This is a genomic window from Bacteroidales bacterium MB20-C3-3, from assembly GCA_035609245.1.
Classification (GTDB): domain Bacteria; phylum Bacteroidota; class Bacteroidia; order Bacteroidales; family UBA932; genus Bact-08.
In genome coordinates, this window is sequence record CP141202.1 from 1037275 (window position 1) to 1057969 (window position 20695).

Genomic DNA, 20695 nt, shown 5'->3' on the forward strand with positions numbered 1-20695 from the left:
CTTGTATTAATAGTAGAAAAAATTATATTGCAATGAAAAAATCACTTTTAAATCTTTTTACAATATTTCTGACACTTATGATATTTGCCGGAAATAATGCTCAGGCACAACACAGAGGTGGTGCCAAAACCCCCAAATATATATTTCTATTTATCGGTGATGGTATGGGTCAAGCACATATATCATTAACTGAGGCTTATCTCTCAAATAAAAAAGGTGTTATTGGTAATGAATCGTTCTCATTTACTAAATTTCCGGTAACCGGGCTTGTAACAACATTCTCAGCAAACTCTTATATTACTTGCTCCTCTGCAGCCGGAACAGCAATTGCCACCGGGACTAAAACAAATAACGGGATGCTTGGTATAGATCCACAGGAAAATAATCTTACAAGTTTTACATATAAACTTAAGGACAAAGGATATAAAATTGGGATTCTTTCTAGTGTTTCAATTGATCATGCAACACCTGGTGCTTTTTACGCAAGCAGTAAATCCAGATCAAGCTACTATGATATTGCAAGACAACTTCCTGCCAGTGGTTTTGATTTCTTTGGAGGTGGCGGATTTGTAAATCCGGACGGGGAAGATAAAATGCAACCAAATATTTACACTCTGATCGAAAAGGGTGGTTATAAGGTTGCAAAAGGAATAGAGGAGATGAAAACCATAAAGTCTAAGGATAAGGTTGTCCTTGTACAAAAGGATGGAAAGGGTTCAGACTTACCTTATGCAATTGACAGAGAGGAGGGGGATCTAACTTTAAAACAGATTGTATCATCTGCTATTAAACATCTGTATAATGACAAAGGATTTTTCATAATGGCAGAGGGTGGAAAAATAGACTGGGCAGCACACTCAAACGATGGGAAAGCTGCAATTCTGGAGGTGCTGGATCTTGGTGATGCAGTTGATGTTGCTTACCAGTTTTATCTGGAGCATCCCGACGAGACTCTTATTCTGGTAACAGCTGACCATGAAACCGGCGGCATAACTGTTGGATCGCAAAAAGGATATGTTCTTAAGTTATCTGAGATTGAAGAGCAGAAGAGATCGATGGCTGTTGACAAAGCTAATGAGGAGAAATATGAGGAGATGAATGAAAAAGCATTTATCGGTTGGACAACCACTTCTCATACAGGAGTATCTGTTCCAATTTATGCAATCGGAGCTGGGAGTTATAATTTTACAGGCAGGATGGATAATACAGAAATTTCCAGAAAGATTCTCAGAAGCATGAAAATCGAATTCTAAAATGAAAAAATTTATCTGTTTGATAATTGCTCTGGGTATCACATTTGTTGCCCGGAGTCAATCTCTTCCTAAAAGAGAGTTCAGAGGAGCATGGATCCATACTGTGGGCAACCAGCAGTTTAAGAACATGAGTGCAGACTCAATTAAAAAACTGTTTATCTCTACACTTGATAATTTTGAGCGAGCCGGCGTTAATGCTGTTATATTTCAGGTTAGGCCTCAGGCAGACGCATTTTATATCTCTGAGATAGAACCATGGAGCAGGTTTTTAAGTGGCGAACAGGGTGTCGCTCCCAAAGAGATTTGGGATCCTCTCCAATTTATGATAGAGGAATCCCATAAAAGAGGGATGGAGCTACACGCCTGGTGTAATCCATACAGAGTAACATCAAATGATCAGGAGCAACTGCATCCGGACCATTTATATTTCAAAAAGCCTGAGATATTTAAGAAATATGGCAAGCAGCTATACTTTGATCCGGGAGAGCCTGAATCGGTAGAACACACCGTTAAAGTTATTGCAGACATAGTTTCACGATACGATGTTGATGCCATCCACTTTGACGATTATTTTTACCCCTACCCAATTGCTTTTGAAGAATTTCATGATGATGCATCATTTGTAAAATATGGGGCAAAACAGGGATTTGAATACTGGCAAAAGGGGGACTGGAGAAGAAATAATGTGGCCACTCTTATCAAGGAGCTTAATGATACTATTAAGGCAATAAAACCATGGGTAAGATTCGGGATAAGTCCTTTTGGGATACACAGAAATCTTAAAGACACTCCTGATGGAAGCGGAAGTAAAACAAACGGCCTTTCAAATTATGAACAACTCTTTGCAGACATACCTCACTGGCTTAACAATGGCTGGGTAGATTATAATGTCCCGCAGATTTACTGGAAAATTGGACACCCTGCAGCTGACTATAAGACATTAATTGAGTGGTGGAGTGCAGGTAACTTTGGAAGACACCTCTATATTGGTCAGAATATATCTACTTTCAGAGAGCCCGATCTTGAAAACCCTGGCAGAAGTCAGTTTAAAACAAAGATGGAGCTTACCAGAACTTTACCAAATGTTCACGGAAATGTTTGGTGGCCCGGCTGGACATTAAATTCAAATCCAAACGGATTTACAGATTCCCTAGCAATAAATTATCAGAGGAGCATAGCATTGGTTCCTGTATATAACTTTCTTGACTCGATTGCACCAGAACCGGTCTCTTTTACAAGAATCAGAGGAGGTAAACTGGAATGGGGACATAATTACAAAATTTCCAAAGGAGATAAATTACAAGAACCTCAGTTTTTTGCCATATACAGATTTCCTGAAGGTGCAGAAATTAATATTGAAAACAGCAACTATTTATTCAAAATAGTTCAGGGCAATTCGCTAATTCTCACCAAACAAAATGGCAAAAAGAACAAATATAAATACCTAGTTACAGCAATAGACAGGTGTAGAAACGAAAGCATACCCGGGAGGGCAATTAGTTCATCATACTAAAATATAACTTATTGACTTTTGCCTAGCTTTGCGTAACTTTGCGGGAATAAATTTCTAGATGATAATGGAAAGATCAAAAATAGCCAAGCTTTTAAAGGCTGAGTCGGGCATTAACACTTTAGTAAAGGGATGGGTAAGAACAAAAAGGGGCAACAAAAACGTGATTTTTGTTGCTTTGAATGACGGCTCTACCGTTAACAATATCCAGATTGTATTTGACATGTCCCTGTTCACCGAAGAGACTCTGAGACCGGTAACCACAGGTTCTTGCATTGCAGTCGAGGGAACACTGGTAGCATCACCCGGAGGTGGACAATCAGTAGAAATTTCAGCTACGAATCTTGTTGTTTACGGGACAGCAGATCCCGAAACCTATCCCCTGCAAAAGAAGGGTCATAGCATGGAGTTCCTCAGGGAGATTGGTCATCTCAGACCAAGAACAAACACCTTTGGTTGCATCTTTAGAATAAGGCATGCGATGGCTTTTGCTATACATAAATTCTTTAATGAAAAAGGCTTCTTCTATCTTCATACTCCTATTATCACCGCATCTGATGCAGAGGGCGCAGGAGCAATGTTTCAGGTTACTACATTAGATCTTAACAATATACCAAGGGATAAAGATAACAGAATTGACTTCTCCCAGGATTTCTTTGGAAGATCTTCAAATCTTACTGTAAGCGGACAGCTTGAAGGTGAGCTCGGTGCAATGGCTCTTGGTGAAATTTATACTTTTGGACCAACATTCAGAGCGGAAAATTCAAACACACCAAGACACCTTGCAGAGTTTTGGATGATTGAACCGGAGATGGCGTTCTACGAGATTAAAGAGAATATGGACCTTGCAGAAGAGTTTATCAAATACCTTGTGAAATATGCCCTGGAGAACTGCTTGGACGACCTGAAGTTTTTGAATGATATGTTTGATAAAGAGCTTATTGAGAGACTAAAGAGTGTTGTAGGGACTGACTTTGTAAGACTTTCATATACAGACGGAGTAGATATTCTAATGAAATCTGGGGTAAAATTTGAGTTTCCTGTTCACTGGGGTACTGATTTGCAGAGTGAACATGAAAGATACCTTGTTGAAAAGCATTTCAAAAAACCGGTCATTCTTACCGACTATCCAAAAGAGATTAAAGCATTCTACATGAAACAGAATGAGGATGGAAAGACAGTAAGGGCAATGGATGTACTCTTTCCTAAAATTGGTGAAATAATTGGAGGTTCCCAGAGGGAGGAGTCGCTTGAAAAACTTGAGGCAAGAATTGAGGAAACTGGGATGGAGAAAGAGGGACTTTGGTGGTATTTAGATACCAGAAGATTTGGCACTGCTCCACATGCAGGATTTGGACTGGGATTTGAAAGGCTTCTGCTTTTTGTAACCGGGATGTCCAATATCAGGGATGTGATTCCTTTTCCAAGAACACCAAAAAACGCTGATTTTTAACATTCTATTATGCTAATTATTGGAATAGCAGGAGGGACAGGGTCTGGTAAGACTACTGTTGTTAAGGAGATTACAAAGTTGCTCTCTGATAGTGAAATAGTTGTAATTCCTCAGGATTCTTACTACAAAGACAACAGCCATCTACCATTAGAAGAGCGACTGGAACTCAATTTTGACCATCCCGAGTCAATTGACTTTAAACTACTTGTTAAACAGATAAAGGATCTTAAAGCGAATAAGGCCATTGAGCAGCCTATATATTCATACCTTACCTGTTCCCGCTCATCAACTGAAACGGTACATGTAGAGCCTGCTCACATTATTATCGTAGAGGGAATTCTTATATTTACCTGTGCAGAATTAAGAAATGTACTTGATATAAAAGTATTTGTTGATGCTGATGCAGATGATCGTCTTGGCAGGGTAATTACTCGTGATAATATTGAAAGGGGCAGGACTATTGACAAAGTTCTGGAAAGATATGAAAAAACCGTAAAGCCTATGCACCTTCAGTTTATTGAACCGAGTAAAAGGTATGCCGATATAATTATCCCTCAGGGAGGACATAACAAGGTGGCAATTGACATTTTACTGGCAACAATTGAAAAGGCTTTAACTAAAAGATAGATGTTTAAGAAAGACAATAATGCCGGGTTGTACATGACCATTGCGGTGCATCTCGTATTATTGATTGTACTGCTCTCCTCCAGAATAGGTTATCTTATTCAGGAGGAGAGCTCTTTTGTCCTGGATTTCACAAAAGAGGAGGAGATAGAGAGACTTGAAAAAGAGGAGGCTATAAAGGAGGAGGTGAGCAAAGAGCTTGACGATATTCTTGCCGGCAGGACTCCGGTCAGAAATGTTGTTGTTGATGCAGGTTCAAGAGGCAGAAATTTAAGAGATGACCGATTCAAAAATCCAAATCAGGTATATGATGAGGCCCGAGAACTCCAAAAAAAATTAGATGCAGCCAGAGAGGAGGCTGCAAAACAACAAGGGGCAGATGATGTTTCTCCTTCAACAGAAAACACTAAGAAGGAGAATAAAAGCGAAGCCTATAAAGGGCCATCTGTTGTATCATATTCCCTTGAAGGGAGAAAATCAGTTTCAATGCCCATTCCTGTTTACAAATGTGTTGCAGGAGGTGATGTGTCAGTCGCAATAATAGTTAACAGAAATGGTTATGTGACAGGTGCATCTGTTATTGAAAATGCATCAGCAAAAGATCAGTGTATAAGGGAATACGCTGTAAGGGCCGCCACATCATCAAGATTCACCAGATCCTCAACTGCTCCTGAAAAACAGACAGGAGAAATCGTGTATAGGTTTATTGCTCAGTAAATTATCTGGACGCAGCCTGGATTACATTATCTATCTTAGATATTATTGGATAATATGCTTTATCGTCTAATGGAGAGTATCTCCCAACCAGCGCTTTAAGCTGAGTAATCAAAATATCTCCTGAAAGTTTCCAATCTTCAGGTTTTGGAACAACTCCTTTACCGGATGCATAATCGAGAAAACGCTTCTCAAGATTTTTTGATTCAAGAAATTTAATTAAAGAGATATAATCATTAATGCCCCTCAATTCTGCTCTGTACTGGTCTGCAATCTCCGAAGAAAATCTGAATACTAACCCCTGTTCGTTACTCTTGATAAGAAAATCAGTTATACCTGTTGTGTCGAGAGGGACAAAAACATCAGGAGTAATTCCTCCCCCTCCGTATACTATTTTCCCTCCGGGTGTTGTATATTTAAGTGAATCATTCTGTCTTATGCTATCCGCAGAAGTTAATTCGCCGTGTCTGTATCTTTCAATTATATCGTTTCTGTAATCACTCCCGTATGGTTTTTGAATTGACCTGCCTGTAGGGGTATAGAATCTTGCCACTGTAAGCCTTATTCCTGATTTGTCAGAAAAATATATTGGTTCCTGAACCAACCCTTTTCCAAATGATCTCCTTCCTATAATAACACCTCTGTCATTATCCTGTATTGCTCCGGCAAAAATCTCACTTGATGATGCAGATCCCTCATCTATAAGCACCTTAAGGCCAAGATCCTTAAATTTACCCCTTCCATCTGCAAAATAATCTTCTCTTTTTCTGTGGAGTCCCTCCATGTAAACAATCAAATTCCCTTTGCTCAGAAACTCATTTGAAAGAAGAAGAGCCTGATCTAAATACCCCCCTGTATTGCCTCTAAGATCTACAATAAGAGATTTGATCCCTCTTTTACTCAAGTCAGAAAGAGATTCCACAACCTCTTTATGGCTGGTTCTGGTAAACTTTGACAACTTCAGATAACCTAAAGTATCGTTAACCATATAACTTACATCTACACTTTTAACCGGGATTTTATCTCTTTTTATGTCAATTTTCAGAAGATTATCTGAAGTTCCTCTTTTAAAACCAACCTTAACGACAGAGCCTGAGCGCCCTCTAAGCATACTTACCAATGAGTCCTGGTTCAACTTAACTCCTGCCACTTTTTTTCCGTCAACCTCTACTATCCTGTCTCCGGACAGCACTCCTGCCCTCTCTGAAGGGCCTCCGGCTATAACCTGAATTACAATTGCAGTATCATTTGGGACATTAAACTGGACTCCAATCCCGTCAAAATTACCCTGAAGCTCCTCTTCTGCGCTTTTCAGCTCCTGAGGAGGAAGATAGACAGAGTGAGGATCAAGTTTTTCAAGCAATATTGGGATTGTCTCCTCTGTTATTGCACTATAGTCAAGTGTATCAACATAATTTCTGTCAAGTTCCCCAAGGATAAGCATAAGTTTATCCCATTGTCCAGGCTTAATCTGAAGTTCTCTTCGAGATAAATTGCTATCACAATATCTAGTAAACAAAAGCATTACAAATAATACCCCTGCTACTGCCGGCCAAAGGCCTCTCCTGGTTCCCTCTTTCATATTAATTTATTCTGACAGATTTACAACCTCTATTCCTACTACTTTTAAAAGGTCAATCCCATCGGTAATTCTGTAATTGTCCCTATAAACAAGCCTTTTAATACCTGCCTGTATGATTAGTTTTGAGCACTCCAGACAAGGTGCAGTTGTCACATACATTGTTGCACCCTCACTGCTGTTGCCTGACTTGGCTATTTTGGTTATTGCATTTGCCTCTGCATGCAATACATAAGGTTTTGTATGACCTGTTTCATCTTCACAAATATTTTCAAATCCGGAAGGTGTACCATTGTAACCATCAGAGATAATCATTCTATCTTTTACAATAAGTGCTCCTACCTGTCTCCGTTTACAATACGAATTTCTTGCCCATATCTGTGCCATGTCAAGGTAACTGCGGTCAAACTGAAGTTGTTTTTCATTCATATTACAATTCTGTTCTTTGATATAGATATCTTTTAATACTTCTTTTCGGGGTCTTCTCAAACTCTTCAGGGAATATTCTGAAATCTGAAATTTTACAATAATTTGGAAGCTCTTCATTAATCTGTGCTATATTCTCCCTCATTCTCTCTTCCATACTACGCAAACCATCTGTCTCAGCCTGCTCCAAATCCGGATAAATTAGTGCAATAAGAGAACCTCCCTCGTCAATAACAAGAGACTCGAGCACATAAGGCATATTATTAATAATACTCTCAATCTCTTCCGGATATATATTCTGGCCGGAAGGTCCAAGTATCATACTTTTAGATCTTCCTCTTATATAAAAAAATCCATCTCTGTCCATTACTCCCATATCCCCGGTCTTCATCCATCCATCTTTTGTGAATGAGGAGTCAGTAGCCTCAGGATTCTTAAAATAGCCAATCATAACATTGTCTCCCTTACACTGAATCTCTCCCGGAATGTTAAAGGGATCCTCTGAGTCAATTCTTAACTGCATACGGGGAGCCGCTTTACCACAAGAGTAAAGTCTTGTATTATCCCAGGGGGAGTAAGTGATAATTGGGCCACATTCTGTCATCCCGTAACCTACCGTAAAGGGAAAACCAATTTTTCTAAAAAAAGCTTCGGCCTCTTTATTAAAAGCAGCACCCCCTATTATAACCTCTTTAAAACGACCTCCAAAGGTTTTTATAAGTTCGTTAAGTATTCTTTTTTGTACCTTTTGATCAAGCACAGGGAGTTTAAGGAAGATTCTGATTGCTGTCTTGTTAATTATTGGCTGGAGTTTCTTCTTGTATATTTTTTCAATAATAAGCGGTACTGCAATAATAATATCAGGCTTGATTTCAGCAAATGCCTCCATAATAATCTTAGGACTGGGCACCCTGGTCAAAAAATGGACATGAGCACCAACACACATTTCAAACAAAAACTCAAACATCATTCCGTACATATGTGCTGTTGGCAGCATTGATACGACATTTGAAGTATTATTCAACTGTGGATGTACCTCCCTGGCAAACATAACATTTGACCAAAGTGATCTGAATGGCAGCATAACCCCTTTTGAGAAACCGGTTGTCCCTGAAGTATAGTTTATTATTGCCAGATCCTCCGGAGAATCCTCATAAAAGGAAAGATGGTGCTCTCTGAAATTCCGGGGATATTTCTTTCCAAAGTACTCATTCAACCTCTCTCTGGTTTCATCTATTAACGGGTCTCTGGAGAACAGAATTGAGAAATCGGAAACCTGAATAGCTGCATGAATATTTGGCATTTCAGCCTCATTAAGTTGTTCCCAAATTATATCACCAGCAAAAAGGATCTTTGAATCAGAGTGATTAACTATGTGATGAATATTTCCTGGTTTAAACTCGTGAAGTATAGGAACTGCTACTGCCCCATATGTAATAGTAGCAAGAAAGACAACTCCCCAGTTTGCTTGATTTTTTGAACAGAGAGATACTTTATCCCCCTTTTGTAAGCCACACTGTTCAAAGACGATATGAAGCTTTTCAATTCTTCTGGCAACATCCCTGTAATGAAGTGTAATTCCTTTGAAGTCAGAAAGCGCAGGGTTGTCCCAGTTATCCCGAAAACTCTTTTCCAGCTGCTTATTCAATGATTTTTCCATCAAGTTCCAAGAAAATTATTCAAATGTTTGCAATTTGCACAAGTGCGAATATAACCCTTTTTGTTTTATCAGTTCATTATGGTTTCCCATCTCAACTATTTCCCCCTCTTTTAAAACAACAATCTCATCCGCGTGCTGGATAGTTGACAGCCTGTGTGCAATTACAATTGATGTCCTATTCTTCATCAGGTTCGTGAGTGCCTCCTGAACAAGTCTTTCGCTTTCAGTATCCAGAGCTGAGGTGGCTTCGTCCAATATTAGAATTGGAGGGTTTTTAAGTACTGCCCGTGCTATCGCAAGGCGTTGTCTCTGTCCGCCGGATAATTTGCCCCCCCTGTCACCAATGTTTGTTTCATAACCCTGCTCCATCTGCATAATAAACTCATGAGCATTTGCAATTTTAGCTGCAGCAATGACATCATCCCTTTTGACGCTATCCATTCCAAAGGTTATGTTATTAAATACAGTGTCGTTAAAAAGAATAGCCTCCTGAGTTACAATACCCATTAGAGAAATTAAATCTTTTGGGGCATAGTTCCTGACATCTACACCGTCTATCTCAATAGAGCCGTAAGATACATCATAATATCTTGGGATAAGATCTACTAATGTTGTCTTACCTGCACCAGATGGTCCAACAAGTGCAATCATCTTTCCCTTATCTACCCTGAAAGAGATATTCTTGAGAACAGGTTCATTATTGTATTTAAAACTGACACTCTTAAACTCTATTGACTCTTTGAAGGTATCTATTCTAACCGGATTATCCGGCTTTATTATTGCCACAGGCTCATCAAGAATTGAGAAGATTCTTTCACCGGAGACAAGCCCTCTTTGAATCATAGCGTATGTGTTTGAAATCGATTTCGCAGGTTCAAGAACCTTCCAGTAGAAAGCAATATAAATCATAAGTGAGGGTAAATCCATACCAAGCCTTCCTGTTAAATGCATAAAGCCTGCAAAAAAGAGTATTGCAACGGCTATTGAAATTCCCATAAACTCAGAGAATGGGCTTGCCATCTCTTGTCTGTAAAACATCTTTTTGCTAGAATTTTTATGTGCGTCATTAGTTTCAGAAAATGCTTTTCTCACATAATGCTGCGCATTAAATGCCTTTATAATCCTGGATCCGGATATTGCCTCTTCAAACTGACTCAGTATCCTCCCTATATACATTTGTGTATCAATTGCCCCTTTCCTCAGGGACCTGGTGATTCTGGTGATTATAAAAGCCGACACAGGGAGTGTTACAAGGGTAACTATTGTCAATCTTGGCGACATATATACCAGCGCTGCAAGAAAACCAACAACCTGAAGAGGATCTCTGAATATTACATGAAAACTGTTTGCAACACTATTCTGAACCTCTGTTACATCATTTGAAATACTGGAGAGAATATCCCCTTTTCTTTTATTGGTAAAATAACCTATATGCAGAGATGATATTTTTCTGAAGAGATCTTCTCTGATCCTTTGCATAATGGTAACCCTTACTCTTACAATAACCCGTTGCGACAAGTATTTGATTACCCCCGCCATAAAAGTAAATAATATAAGCATTATACACACGAAAGCCAAACCTTTTAATGTTCCGTGAGTAACCATAATATTCCCCAGATAGTACTGAAAAATATCATTGAAATAATTCAGAGACAGAGTAAAATCGGGTTTATTTTCTACAATTCTAAGTGCAGAGGGTTCAAAAACAACAACAAGTAAAGGCTTGAAAAGGGCGAAATTAACGAGACTGAAAAGTAACCCTAAAATACTCAATACAAGATATAGGGGCCAGTAATTTCTGTGTGGTTTGGCATAAGCCAGAAGACGCTTGAATGTATCCATTATTTTTTGCTCTCTTCGAAATCAACATATTCACCAACATCACTATCTACAATCTTATCTCTTTCAACCTGGTCACTAATGATAGTTCCGTCTACTTCTGAAATTTTTCTGCCATCATTTTTATCTGCCTCCCTGAAGGGATCCTGGCCACCTGAAAGATTAGATATTTTCTTCCTAACCCACCAGGCAAGCAATAATGGAGCCACTCTTGAAAGAATGAAAATAATTAATGCTGCTATAAATATAAATGTAATAAAGCCTTCCATCTATCTCCTCTTTTTCAGTTTTTTAATTTCTCCAGTCTCCAGATTTAATCTTATTTCAACACCATCTGCCCTTCTTACCTCTACCTCGTGGCCAGCGGATTTTTTAACAGGTGTTGTTGGTAAAAGAGATGAATTACCCAGTACTGAAGTTACTTCCATACCATTAATAGTGTATATTCTTGTTTTTAGCCGGGTTCTCAATACCCAGTATCTATTCCCGCTAACTTCAATCAACTCTGGAAACTCCTTGATTGTCTCCTCCACATCAATTTCTGTCCATGGCTGAACAGGCCTGCACTCTCTATCATACAGTCCAATAGTATTATCTGTGTGAAGAAGCATAATCAAAAATGAGTCGCCTGACCTGTAAATTTTTGGCCCCAATTCAACAAGTTTACTAACCTTTTTTGGATAAGGGTTTACATATCTTCCGGTCCTGTCAAGCAAATAAATCATATTTCCACTTGCAAACAGCATTTGAAGCTTTCCGTTGTTAAAGAAATCCACCTGCTCAACATATCCTCGTAAAGGAGTCTGGAAAGGAATAGCCCAGATACCCTTAAGATCTTTATCTGCCAACTGAAGCCTGTAGTTCTTGAGTTGAACAAGGTACTCTTTTTCGCCTGTTTCAAAATTTCTTAACTCAAACGGACCTTCAGGAACCTTGACTATACTATCTGTTTGCCATCCGGCTGGTCCTGTTTCTGTTTCATCAACAGGAGGAATTGGTAATTTCTCCAGATTACGAGCATAGAATACTATCTTAAAATCAGATCTCCTTTCAAAAGGCTTAATTTCAAACTGAATAATTCCAAGATTCCTTTTGGACAAATTATCACGAACACTCTCAGAAATGCCCTTTTTAAAGAGAGCTGAGATTGTATCCTGAATACCGGTGTAATTAACAGTAAATGAGAATGGAGCCTCTCCAGGTGACACAGAAGCGGAAGCAGGAGTTTGATCTATAAAGTTTGCCATTGAGAACTTAGATGATCTTCCTGAGGAAAATTCCTTTAGGATATCCTCTGATCCAAGTATAGTCCATTCGCCTGATAAGAGCTGGAATTCTTCTTTATTTGACAGAAACAGTGATCCAACAAGTTCGCTTGTTAATCCTGAATACTCATTCCTGATAATTGTATCTTTAAGCGAAGTGCCATTTGAGAAAAGAGACCTATTTATTTTTTTGAAGAGATTTACCTTTGCATGTCTTATCAGAGTTACCCACTCAAGCCTGCCTCCGTAAGGAATTGCAGCAAATGATATCTCTTCAGCCTCAGATGACGATAACCACTCTTTCGCCTTATCCCAGTTTTGCTGATTGAGTTTTTTTGACAACTCTCTGTATTCCCTTATTTTATCAATATCCTTATTCAGATCTCCCGGCGATAACGACAACAGAATAAATGTATTATGAGGAACGATATATTTTGCCTCTGATTCTCCATCGGCCTTCCACTCCAGGGATGAGGCAAAATTACCCGCACCTTTAATATTGTAAAATGTCCCATCAAATTCAATCTGATTCTCATCAAAAGATGCATTCATTACACTCCACGAAGAAAATTTTGAAACAAAGTCAGCGTGCTTGAGATATTTTGATGCTGATAGACCAGAGAATAATTTTCCAATCTGAATATGATTTACAAAAAGAAGATTGTCTTCAACCTCTGTCTCAGAAGCAATTTTATCAAAATCTGTGTTATCCAGAATCGAGACTCCTGAATTCAAATGTCTTACAGATGCCTCTACCAGTAAGGGAGAGGATGAAGCAAGCAGAAAATCCTTGTGTATTGTCACTATTGCTCCTGATGAATTATAAAGGGTTGCTCCGTTGAACTCTCTGTATGTCCCTTTGTTACCCTCTGTAAGTTTTTCAAGAAGAGCAATCTCCTCAGGGGTATCCAAATGCTCAAGGTTAAGTGAAATCAGAACAGAGACCTCGTTTTTCCCGGAGTAATGTAAAGATGTGCAAAGATCAGATTTTCCCAGAAAAGAGAATTTACTATCACTTTTTAGAAGGTATGACAATCTGTTTGCAATCTTGAACAGACCACTCTGTTGATCCAGCAACGAAGAGAATGGATGTTTTCCGGAGATTAGATTATCCCCTAAAACTGATGGCGATTTGAATATCCATAACCCTACCGCATCAACAGGGACAGCATGAAGAGTCCTGCAGGTTGTTGACACAAAATGAGATGCCTTCTCTTTATTACCTCCCAACTTAACAATTGCAATAATTGTAATAGCGACAGATGCAACCAGGATGGCTGATATTATATAAACTTTTTTCTTTGGAAACATAGCCCACAAAGTTATTAAAAAACTAAATCATCCTTTTACTATATTTGCCGAATCTTAATCATTAACCATTAGTAATCTATGGATTCAAAATTACGATACAACATTAATCCGCTGGTAAAACATCTCAATAAACCACAGTCTGAATTTACAAAAAAAGACATCCTTCAGTACATTACAGACAAAGAGATCAGACTTATTAATTTTAGATATGTAGCTGCAGACGGAAGGCTGAAAACACTCAACTTCCCTGTTACCAGTCTGGACTATGCCGAGTCAATTCTTACATACGGAGAGAGAGTTGATGGCTCCAGTCTCTTCCCTTTTATTGAAGCAGGTTCAAGCGATCTTTATGTAATTCCGCGGTTTTCAACAGCATTCGCAGATCCATTTTCTGAGATTCCTGCGCTGGGACTTCTATGTTCATACTTTACAAAAGACAGCACCCCATTGGAGAGCTCTCCGGAATATACTCTCAGAAAAGCGGCTAAATCTTTTACCAAATCAACCGGACTAGCCTTTGAGGCTATGGGAGAGCTGGAGTTTTATGTTTGCGATATTGAGGAGCCTCTTTTCCCGGCTGTAAATCAAAAAGGATATCACGAGTCAGAACCTTTTACAAAATTTGAGCATTTCCGAACTGAGGCAATGAACCTCATTGCTCAGACAGGAGGGATGATAAAATACGGACACTCTGAAGTTGGCAATTTCACACAAGATGGTAAGGTATATGAGCAAAATGAGATTGAGTTTCTTGTCTCCCCGGTAGAATCTGCTGCGGATCAGCTTGTCATTGCTAAATGGATTATAAGAACTCTTGCTTTCAAATATGGACTGGATGTAACCTTTGCACCAAAAATTACAATTGGAAAGGCGGGAAGCGGGCTTCACTTTCATACAAGAATGGTCAAAGACGGAAAATCTGTAATGACAGAGAATGGTTCTCTTTCCATACTTGCAAAGAGGGCTATTGCAGGGTATATGCAGTGTGCATCATCCCTGACTGCTTTTGGGAACACTAATCCTACATCATATTTCAGACTTGTTCCTCACCAGGAAGCTCCAACAAGTATTTGCTGGGGAGACAGGAACAGATCTGTTCTTGTAAGGGTCCCTCTTGGATGGACAGGCGGACATGATATGTTGTCAATCGCAAATCCAAATGAGAAACCTAGAGAGGATATGATATTTGATAAGCAGACCGTTGAGATGAGATCCCCTGATGGATCTGCTGACATATATATGATGCTAGCCGGTTTGGTTGTTGCGGCAAGGACCGGTTTTGAAAATCCAAGTGCTCTGGAGATTGCAGATAGATGCTATGTGGATGTAAACATTCATGATAAAAAGCATGAGGAGAAATTACTATCCCTGGAACAGCTCCCTGCATCCTGCTGGGAATCTGCAGAGGAGTTGGAAAAGAAAAGATCCATTTATGAAAAAGATGGGGTTTTCTCTCCTTCACTTATTGACGGAGTAATAAAGAAATTAAAATCTTACAACGATAAAGATATCAGAAGTGAGACTAAAAACGATCCCTCAAAAATGAAGGAGCTTGTAGAGCTTTATTATCACTGCGGTTAGACTTAAATAAATCAGTTGCCCATTTCTGCAAGGAATTTTATCCGGACCAGCCTTATCTCCTCCTCAGTATAGCCTCGGCCAAGCTCGTCTGAGGCCTCCTTAAGGGAGTCTGAGACTGCTTCCGTCCTGAAATACTCATAAATATCGTCTGTTTTATCCTCATCAATTGTTTGACGGATATAATAGTCGATATTTATTTTAGTACCGGAATTAACGATAGCCTCAATTTCATTCAGGATTTCATCCATCTCCAACCCCTTTGATTCAGCAATATCTTCCAAAGGCAATTTTCTGTCAATCCCCTGTATTATAGACACTTTAATTGCAGATTTATTAACTACTGATTTTACAACAAAATCTACAGGTCTCTCTATTTCGTTTTCAGTAACATATTTTGAGATAAGCTCAACAAACTCCTTTCCAAATTTCTTAGCCTTGCCCTCTCCTACTCCCTGACAATTCTTGAGCTCTTCAAGAGATATTGGATAATGTATTGACATATCCTCAAGAGATGGATCAGAAAAAACTACAAAAGGAGGGAGTTTATACCTCTTTGATACCGACTGTCTTAAATCCTTCAGCATCGCCAGGAGTATTTCATCGCCTGCAGAAGAGGATTTTGAGCCGCCGGAGACAACCGGCTCATCATCCGACTCTCCATCGGCGTACTCCCTGTCTTCAGCAAGCATTATCTCAACCGGATTTTCAAAAAATGCTTTTCCCGCATCAGTACAGGAGATTAATCCGTAGCGCTCAATATCTTTTTCAATAAGATGATGAACAAGAGACTGACGGATTACCGCCAGCCAAAATCTGACACCTTTTGATTTTCCCGCTCCAAAGAATTCTATATTATGATGATTGTAGGACTTTATTATTGAGTTGGAGACTCCTGCAAGAATATTTGCAAGATGCTCTGCTTTAAACTGCTCCTTCATCGATAGTATAAGCTCAAGAAGCAGAGCCACCTCCTCCTTGCCATCAAACATTTTTTTAGGGACAAGGCAGTTATCACAAGCGCCACAATTATCCTCCGTATACTCCTCACCAAAATAGTTCAACAATATCTTTCTCCTGCAAAGACTGGACTCGGCGTATGCAGCAGTCTCCAAAAGGAGCTGTCTGCCAATCTCTTGTTCTGAAATCGGCTTTCCCTGCATAAATTTCTCAAGCTTCTGAATGTCTTTGTATGAATAAAAAGCAATGCATTTACCCTCTCCTCCATCTCTTCCTGATCTGCCGGTCTCCTGATAGTAGCTCTCCAGACTTTTAGGAATATCGTAATGAATTACAAATCTTACATCGGGTTTATCGATACCCATACCAAAAGCTATCGTTGCAACAATTACATCAACATCTTCCATTAAAAATTTATCCTGATTGGATGCTCTGGTTGATGCATCAAGACCCGCGTGGTACGGAAGAGCCTTGATCCCATTAACAGAGAGAAGCTGTGCGACCTCTTCAACTTTTTTTCTGCTCAGACAATAAATAATTCCTGATTTACCCTGATTAGATTTTATGAATTTGATAATCTCTCTCTCAGTGTTAACCTTTGATCGAATTTCGTAGTATAAATTTTGTCTGTTGAAAGATGTTTTGAAAACCTTTGCATCCAGCATACCCAGGTTTCGCTGAATATCATTTTGAACCTTAGGAGTTGCAGTAGCAGTAAGAGCAATTACGGGAGCCTCACCAATCTCCTGGACAATGGAGTTAATTCTCCTGTACTCCGGGCGAAAATCGTGACCCCATTCAGAGATACAGTGTGCCTCATCAACTGCATAAAATGATATTTTTACCTGTTTAAGAAGATTAATATTCTCCTCTTTTGTAAGAGACTCAGGTGCAACATATAGCAGTTTTGTCTGTCCGGATAGAAGATCATCCTTTACCTCCTGAATCTGAGCTTTGTTTAGCGATGAATTCAAGAAGTGAGCAATCCCCTCCTTTTCAATGACAAATCCCCTTATTGCATCAACCTGATTCTTCATTAAAGCAATAAGTGGTGATATAATAATTGCGACTCCCGGCATCAGCAGCGCCGGAAGCTGATAGCAAAGGGATTTCCCTCCACCTGTAGGCATCAGAACAAAAGAATCATTGCCTGACATGAGGTGCCTTATGACCTCCTCCTGTTCACCTTTGAAGCTATCAAAGCCGAAAAATTGCTTAAGCTGATTGTGCAAAAACTCAGAACTGGTTTGCATATTTATTGTGTGTCCGAAAAATTCAAAATTTCGTTAAAAAAAGTTACCTTTGTTCCCCTAAGTTATCGAATAGTTTCATTTTCGCAAAATTTTTTACGAAAGAGACTGAGAGCATTGATGAAAGATTTTAAACTATACTGTAAATAAGGATAAATATGTCAAATTTCAACCCCAACGACCCGGGAATGGCGAACGGAAATTACTTCGCTCTTCCGTACAGCCTGGAGGAGTCTGAAATTGCACTCATATCTGTTCCCTGGGATGTCACAACATCATACAGGGCAGGAACCCACAAAGGGCCCGGAGCAATTATGGAGGCATCACTCCAGGTGGATCTTTATGATGTTAATGTTCCTAATGCTTGGAAGACAAAAATTGGAACGCTGCCTACCAGTAAAGAGATTGAAAAAGAGAACAAGAAATTCAGAAAAATAGCAGAATCTGTTATTGAAGGTCTTGAAAATGGGAAAGAACAGAGTGAGTTTGCAGGTGAGATTGAGAAGGTAAACAGAGCCAGTGAAAGCATCAACACCCTGGTTTACAACTCTTGCAGAGAGTTAATTGCAAAAGGAAAGGTTACCGGAATCGTAGGTGGTGATCATAGTGTCCCTTTGGGAAACATGAAAGCCGTTTCCCAACTATGCGATGAATTTGGAATTTTACATATTGACGCTCATGCAGATTTAAGAAAAGCATATGAAGGCTTTACATACTCACACGCCTCTATTATGTATAATGCCCTGAACGAAATAAATCAGATATCTCAGCTTACTCAGGTAGGAATAAGAGATTTCTGCGAAGAGGAGGCGGAAATTATTAATACGGACCCAAGAATTCGGTGTTATACAGACATTGAAATAAAGAATAACCTGTTCGAAGGCAAAAGTTGGAAAAAACAGTGCGAAGAGATTGTCTCAAGCTTGCCATCTAATGTCTATATCAGCTTTGATATTGACGGATTATCACCTGATCTTTGTCCCAATACAGGCACTCCTGTTCCCGGCGGTCTAAGTTTCAGAGAGGTAGACTATCTCCTTCATATGCTGGCACATTCTAATAGAAAAATCATTGGATTTGATCTATGTGAAGTCTCTCCTGGCAAAAACGAAGAGTGGGATGCCAATGTTGGAGCAAGGATCCTTTACAAGATTGCCCAATATGTTAAACTAAATAAAAACTTCTCTAAATAGATGGATGTTCTAAAGAAAATTATCAGATATAACAGGGGTTTTGAGTTGCGAAATGTTTTTCAAACTTTTTTCAGAAATCAGTCATCAGGTGGCATTGTTTTAATGGTTTGTGCAATTGCTGCAATTACGATTGCCAATGTGCCTTCATGGTCTCATATTCAGGACTATCTTAATCTATATCTTGGCTTTAAAATTGGTGATTTCGAATTCAAAATGTCAATTCTCCATTGGATTAATGATGGATTAATGGCAATTTTCTTTTTCGTAGTAGGATTAGAAATCAAGAGAGAAATATTAGTAGGAGAACTATCATCTGTTAAACAAGCAGCTCTGCCAATTTTTGCAGCTTTGGGTGGAATGGTTGTTCCCGCTCTTATATATTTTATGTTTAATAACGGCGAAGTTAGCGCAAATGGATGGGGAATCCCAATGGCTACAGATATTGCTTTTGCTTTAGGTATTTTATCACTTCTTGGAAAACGAGTTCCTCTCTCACTGAAAATATTCCTGACAGCTCTTGCTATTGTTGATGACTTGGGTGCTATTATTGTACTTGCCGTTTTCTATCCTACAAATGAAATAAACTTTACACTACTAATTTCTGCTGCTTGTGTCCTGGCGATTATGGTAATGCTTAATTACATGAAAGTCAGGAGACCTTCTATGTATATTATACCTGGTGTCATAGTTTGGCTCCTTTTCCTTGGCTCAGGGATACACGCTACAATAGCAGGTGTTCTTGTTGCAATGACAATACCTGGAAAAACAACAATCAATGAGGTGCGTTTTATCGTTGGAATGAAATACCTTCTAAACAAATTTAGCGCAGAAAGTAGCCACAAAATTGAGGTACTTGCTAATACTGTACAGCAACAGGTTATCCACAACATGCATCATAAGCTAAAACAGGTTCACCCATTAATGATTAAATTTGAACATGGTCTTCATCCTTGGGTGACTTTCTTAATTATGCCCATTTTTGCACTTGCCAACGCTGGGGTAAAGATAGATTTATCTCTTTTCACACCTCCTCTTGAGCCAATAGTTCCTGGAATATTCCTTGGCCTGCTTGCAGGAAAACCTATTGGAATTTTCCTTGCGAGCTGGATATCTGTAAAGCTTAAAATTGCAGATTTACCAGGCGATATCAGCTGGATGCAAATCCTATCCGCCGGAATTATAGCCGGAATAGGTTTTACTATGTCAATCTTTATTGACAATCTGGCATTCTCAGGGATACACATGGTAAATATGGGGAAAGCTGTTATCTTAATCACTTCATTTGTCGCAGCGATAGCAGGACTTATTGCCATATACTTTTCAACAAAGAATTATAAACCAATAAACAATATTTAGATGAAAACATTAAAATCGATTGCAATTGTAGCCCTTGCTTCAGTTATGATCTCTTCATGCGGAGAGAAAAAGACCGCAGATTCAGTACAAGTATCCAAAGAGTTGACAGACTCTGCAAGTTACGCAGTGGGTGTCTCTTTTGGGATGATGCTTAAAAATGCAAATTTTACTGATCTTAACTTTGCAGAGGTTACTAAAGCTATGAAGGATGTCCTCGCCGGTGGTGAGTTAAAAATCGACGATGTAACTGCCAATACAGTTATCCAGAGATATATGACAATCAAACAAGAGATGATTGGAGAGGCAAACAAACTAAAAGGTCAGGAGTTTCTTGAGAAGAATAAACAAAATGACAGCGTACAAGTTGCCGAAAGTGGACTGCAGTACAAAATAATCAACCCAGGCTCTGAGAATAAGCCCGCAGCTGAAGACACAGTATCTGTATTTTACAGAGGAACTCTTATTGACGGAACTGAATTTGACTCTTCAATGGGAAATGCTGAGCCGGTTAAATTCCCGGTTAACGCTGTTATCCCCGGATGGAGCGAAGGTGTAAAACTAATTGGAGAGGGTGGCAAAATAAGACTATTCATACCATCAGAGCTAGCTTACGGTGCTCAGCAAGCAGGACCGGTTATTACTCCTAACTCTACACTTATCTTTGATGTTGAACTTGTAAAAATAGACAAGGCTACAGCTCAGGACACTACAAAGACTAAGTAAT

16 protein-coding genes are annotated in these 20695 nt (G+C 39.1%); 9 read left to right on the forward strand and 7 right to left on the reverse strand.

Going from position 1 to position 20695, the window contains the following annotated elements; all coding sequences use genetic code 11:
- Positions 1-32: 32 nt before the first annotated feature.
- The 5 genes from U5907_04715 (at position 33) to U5907_04735 (ending at position 5557) form a co-directional block, all read left to right on the forward strand.
- Entirely contained in the window at positions 33-1253 is a 1221-nt protein-coding gene (locus tag U5907_04715; protein ID WRQ33951.1) for an alkaline phosphatase, read from the forward strand.
- Position 1254: 1 nt separating this feature from the next.
- Positions 1255-2766 carry a family 10 glycosylhydrolase gene (locus U5907_04720; GenBank protein WRQ33952.1) on the forward strand — a complete coding sequence of 504 codons (1512 nt, stop codon included), beginning with the start codon at positions 1255-1257 and terminating at the stop codon, positions 2764-2766.
- Between the two features lie 64 nt (positions 2767-2830).
- Positions 2831-4216 carry an asparagine--tRNA ligase gene (gene asnS, locus U5907_04725; protein WRQ33953.1) on the forward strand — a complete coding sequence of 462 codons (1386 nt, stop codon included), beginning with the start codon at positions 2831-2833 and terminating at the stop codon, positions 4214-4216.
- 9 nt (positions 4217-4225) lie between these two features.
- Positions 4226-4843 carry a uridine kinase gene (udk, locus tag U5907_04730; protein ID WRQ33954.1) on the forward strand — a complete coding sequence of 206 codons (618 nt, stop codon included), beginning with the start codon at positions 4226-4228 and terminating at the stop codon, positions 4841-4843.
- Complete coding sequence (locus U5907_04735; protein WRQ33955.1) at positions 4844-5557, forward strand: hypothetical protein; 714 nt, start codon at positions 4844-4846, stop codon at positions 5555-5557. It abuts the gene before it with no gap.
- Between the two features lies 1 nt (position 5558).
- Here U5907_04735 and U5907_04740 read toward each other — a convergent pair whose 3' ends face one another.
- The 6 genes from U5907_04740 to U5907_04765 are packed head-to-tail and all read right to left on the reverse strand — an operon-like array spanning position 5559 to position 13634.
- Positions 5559-7136, reverse strand: coding sequence for a S41 family peptidase (locus U5907_04740; protein WRQ33956.1), 1578 nt, complete (start codon positions 7134-7136; stop codon positions 5559-5561).
- A 6-nt stretch (positions 7137-7142) separates the two neighbouring features.
- Positions 7143-7562, reverse strand: coding sequence for a dCMP deaminase family protein (locus tag U5907_04745; protein WRQ33957.1), 420 nt, complete (start codon positions 7560-7562; stop codon positions 7143-7145).
- A 1-nt stretch (position 7563) separates the two neighbouring features.
- Positions 7564-9219, reverse strand: coding sequence for an AMP-binding protein (locus U5907_04750; GenBank protein WRQ33958.1), 1656 nt, complete (start codon positions 9217-9219; stop codon positions 7564-7566).
- Between the two features lie 15 nt (positions 9220-9234).
- Positions 9235-11061 carry an ABC transporter ATP-binding protein gene (locus tag U5907_04755; protein WRQ33959.1) on the reverse strand — a complete coding sequence of 609 codons (1827 nt, stop codon included), beginning with the start codon at positions 11059-11061 and terminating at the stop codon, positions 9235-9237.
- Positions 11061-11327 carry a DUF4834 family protein gene (locus tag U5907_04760; protein ID WRQ33960.1) on the reverse strand — a complete coding sequence of 89 codons (267 nt, stop codon included), beginning with the start codon at positions 11325-11327 and terminating at the stop codon, positions 11061-11063. Before U5907_04760 ends, U5907_04755 begins: the two co-directional genes overlap by 1 nt.
- Positions 11328-13634 carry a hypothetical protein gene (locus tag U5907_04765; GenBank protein WRQ33961.1) on the reverse strand — a complete coding sequence of 769 codons (2307 nt, stop codon included), beginning with the start codon at positions 13632-13634 and terminating at the stop codon, positions 11328-11330.
- Between the two features lie 78 nt (positions 13635-13712).
- Here U5907_04765 and U5907_04770 point away from each other — a divergent pair, with 78 nt between their 5' ends.
- Positions 13713-15215, forward strand: coding sequence for a glutamine synthetase family protein (locus U5907_04770; GenBank protein WRQ33962.1), 1503 nt, complete (start codon positions 13713-13715; stop codon positions 15213-15215).
- Between the two features lie 11 nt (positions 15216-15226).
- Here the strand turns inward: U5907_04770 and recQ are convergent, their stop codons facing one another.
- Positions 15227-17425: a DNA helicase RecQ gene (gene recQ / locus U5907_04775; protein ID WRQ33963.1), complete on the reverse strand. Its 2199-nt coding sequence runs from the start codon at positions 17423-17425 to the stop codon at positions 15227-15229.
- Positions 17426-17580: 155 nt separating this feature from the next.
- Between recQ and U5907_04780 the strand changes: the two genes are divergently transcribed.
- The 3 genes from U5907_04780 to U5907_04790 are packed head-to-tail and all read left to right on the forward strand — an operon-like array spanning position 17581 to position 20694.
- Positions 17581-18615, forward strand: a complete 1035-nt coding sequence (locus U5907_04780) for an agmatinase family protein (GenBank protein WRQ33964.1) — start codon at positions 17581-17583, stop codon at positions 18613-18615.
- On the forward strand, positions 18616-19971 hold the full coding sequence (gene nhaA, locus U5907_04785) for a Na+/H+ antiporter NhaA (GenBank protein ID WRQ33965.1): 1356 nt from the start codon (positions 18616-18618) through the stop codon (positions 19969-19971).
- On the forward strand, positions 19972-20694 hold the full coding sequence (locus U5907_04790; GenBank protein WRQ33966.1) for an FKBP-type peptidyl-prolyl cis-trans isomerase: 723 nt from the start codon (positions 19972-19974) through the stop codon (positions 20692-20694).
- The last annotated feature ends 1 nt before the right edge of the window (position 20695 follow it).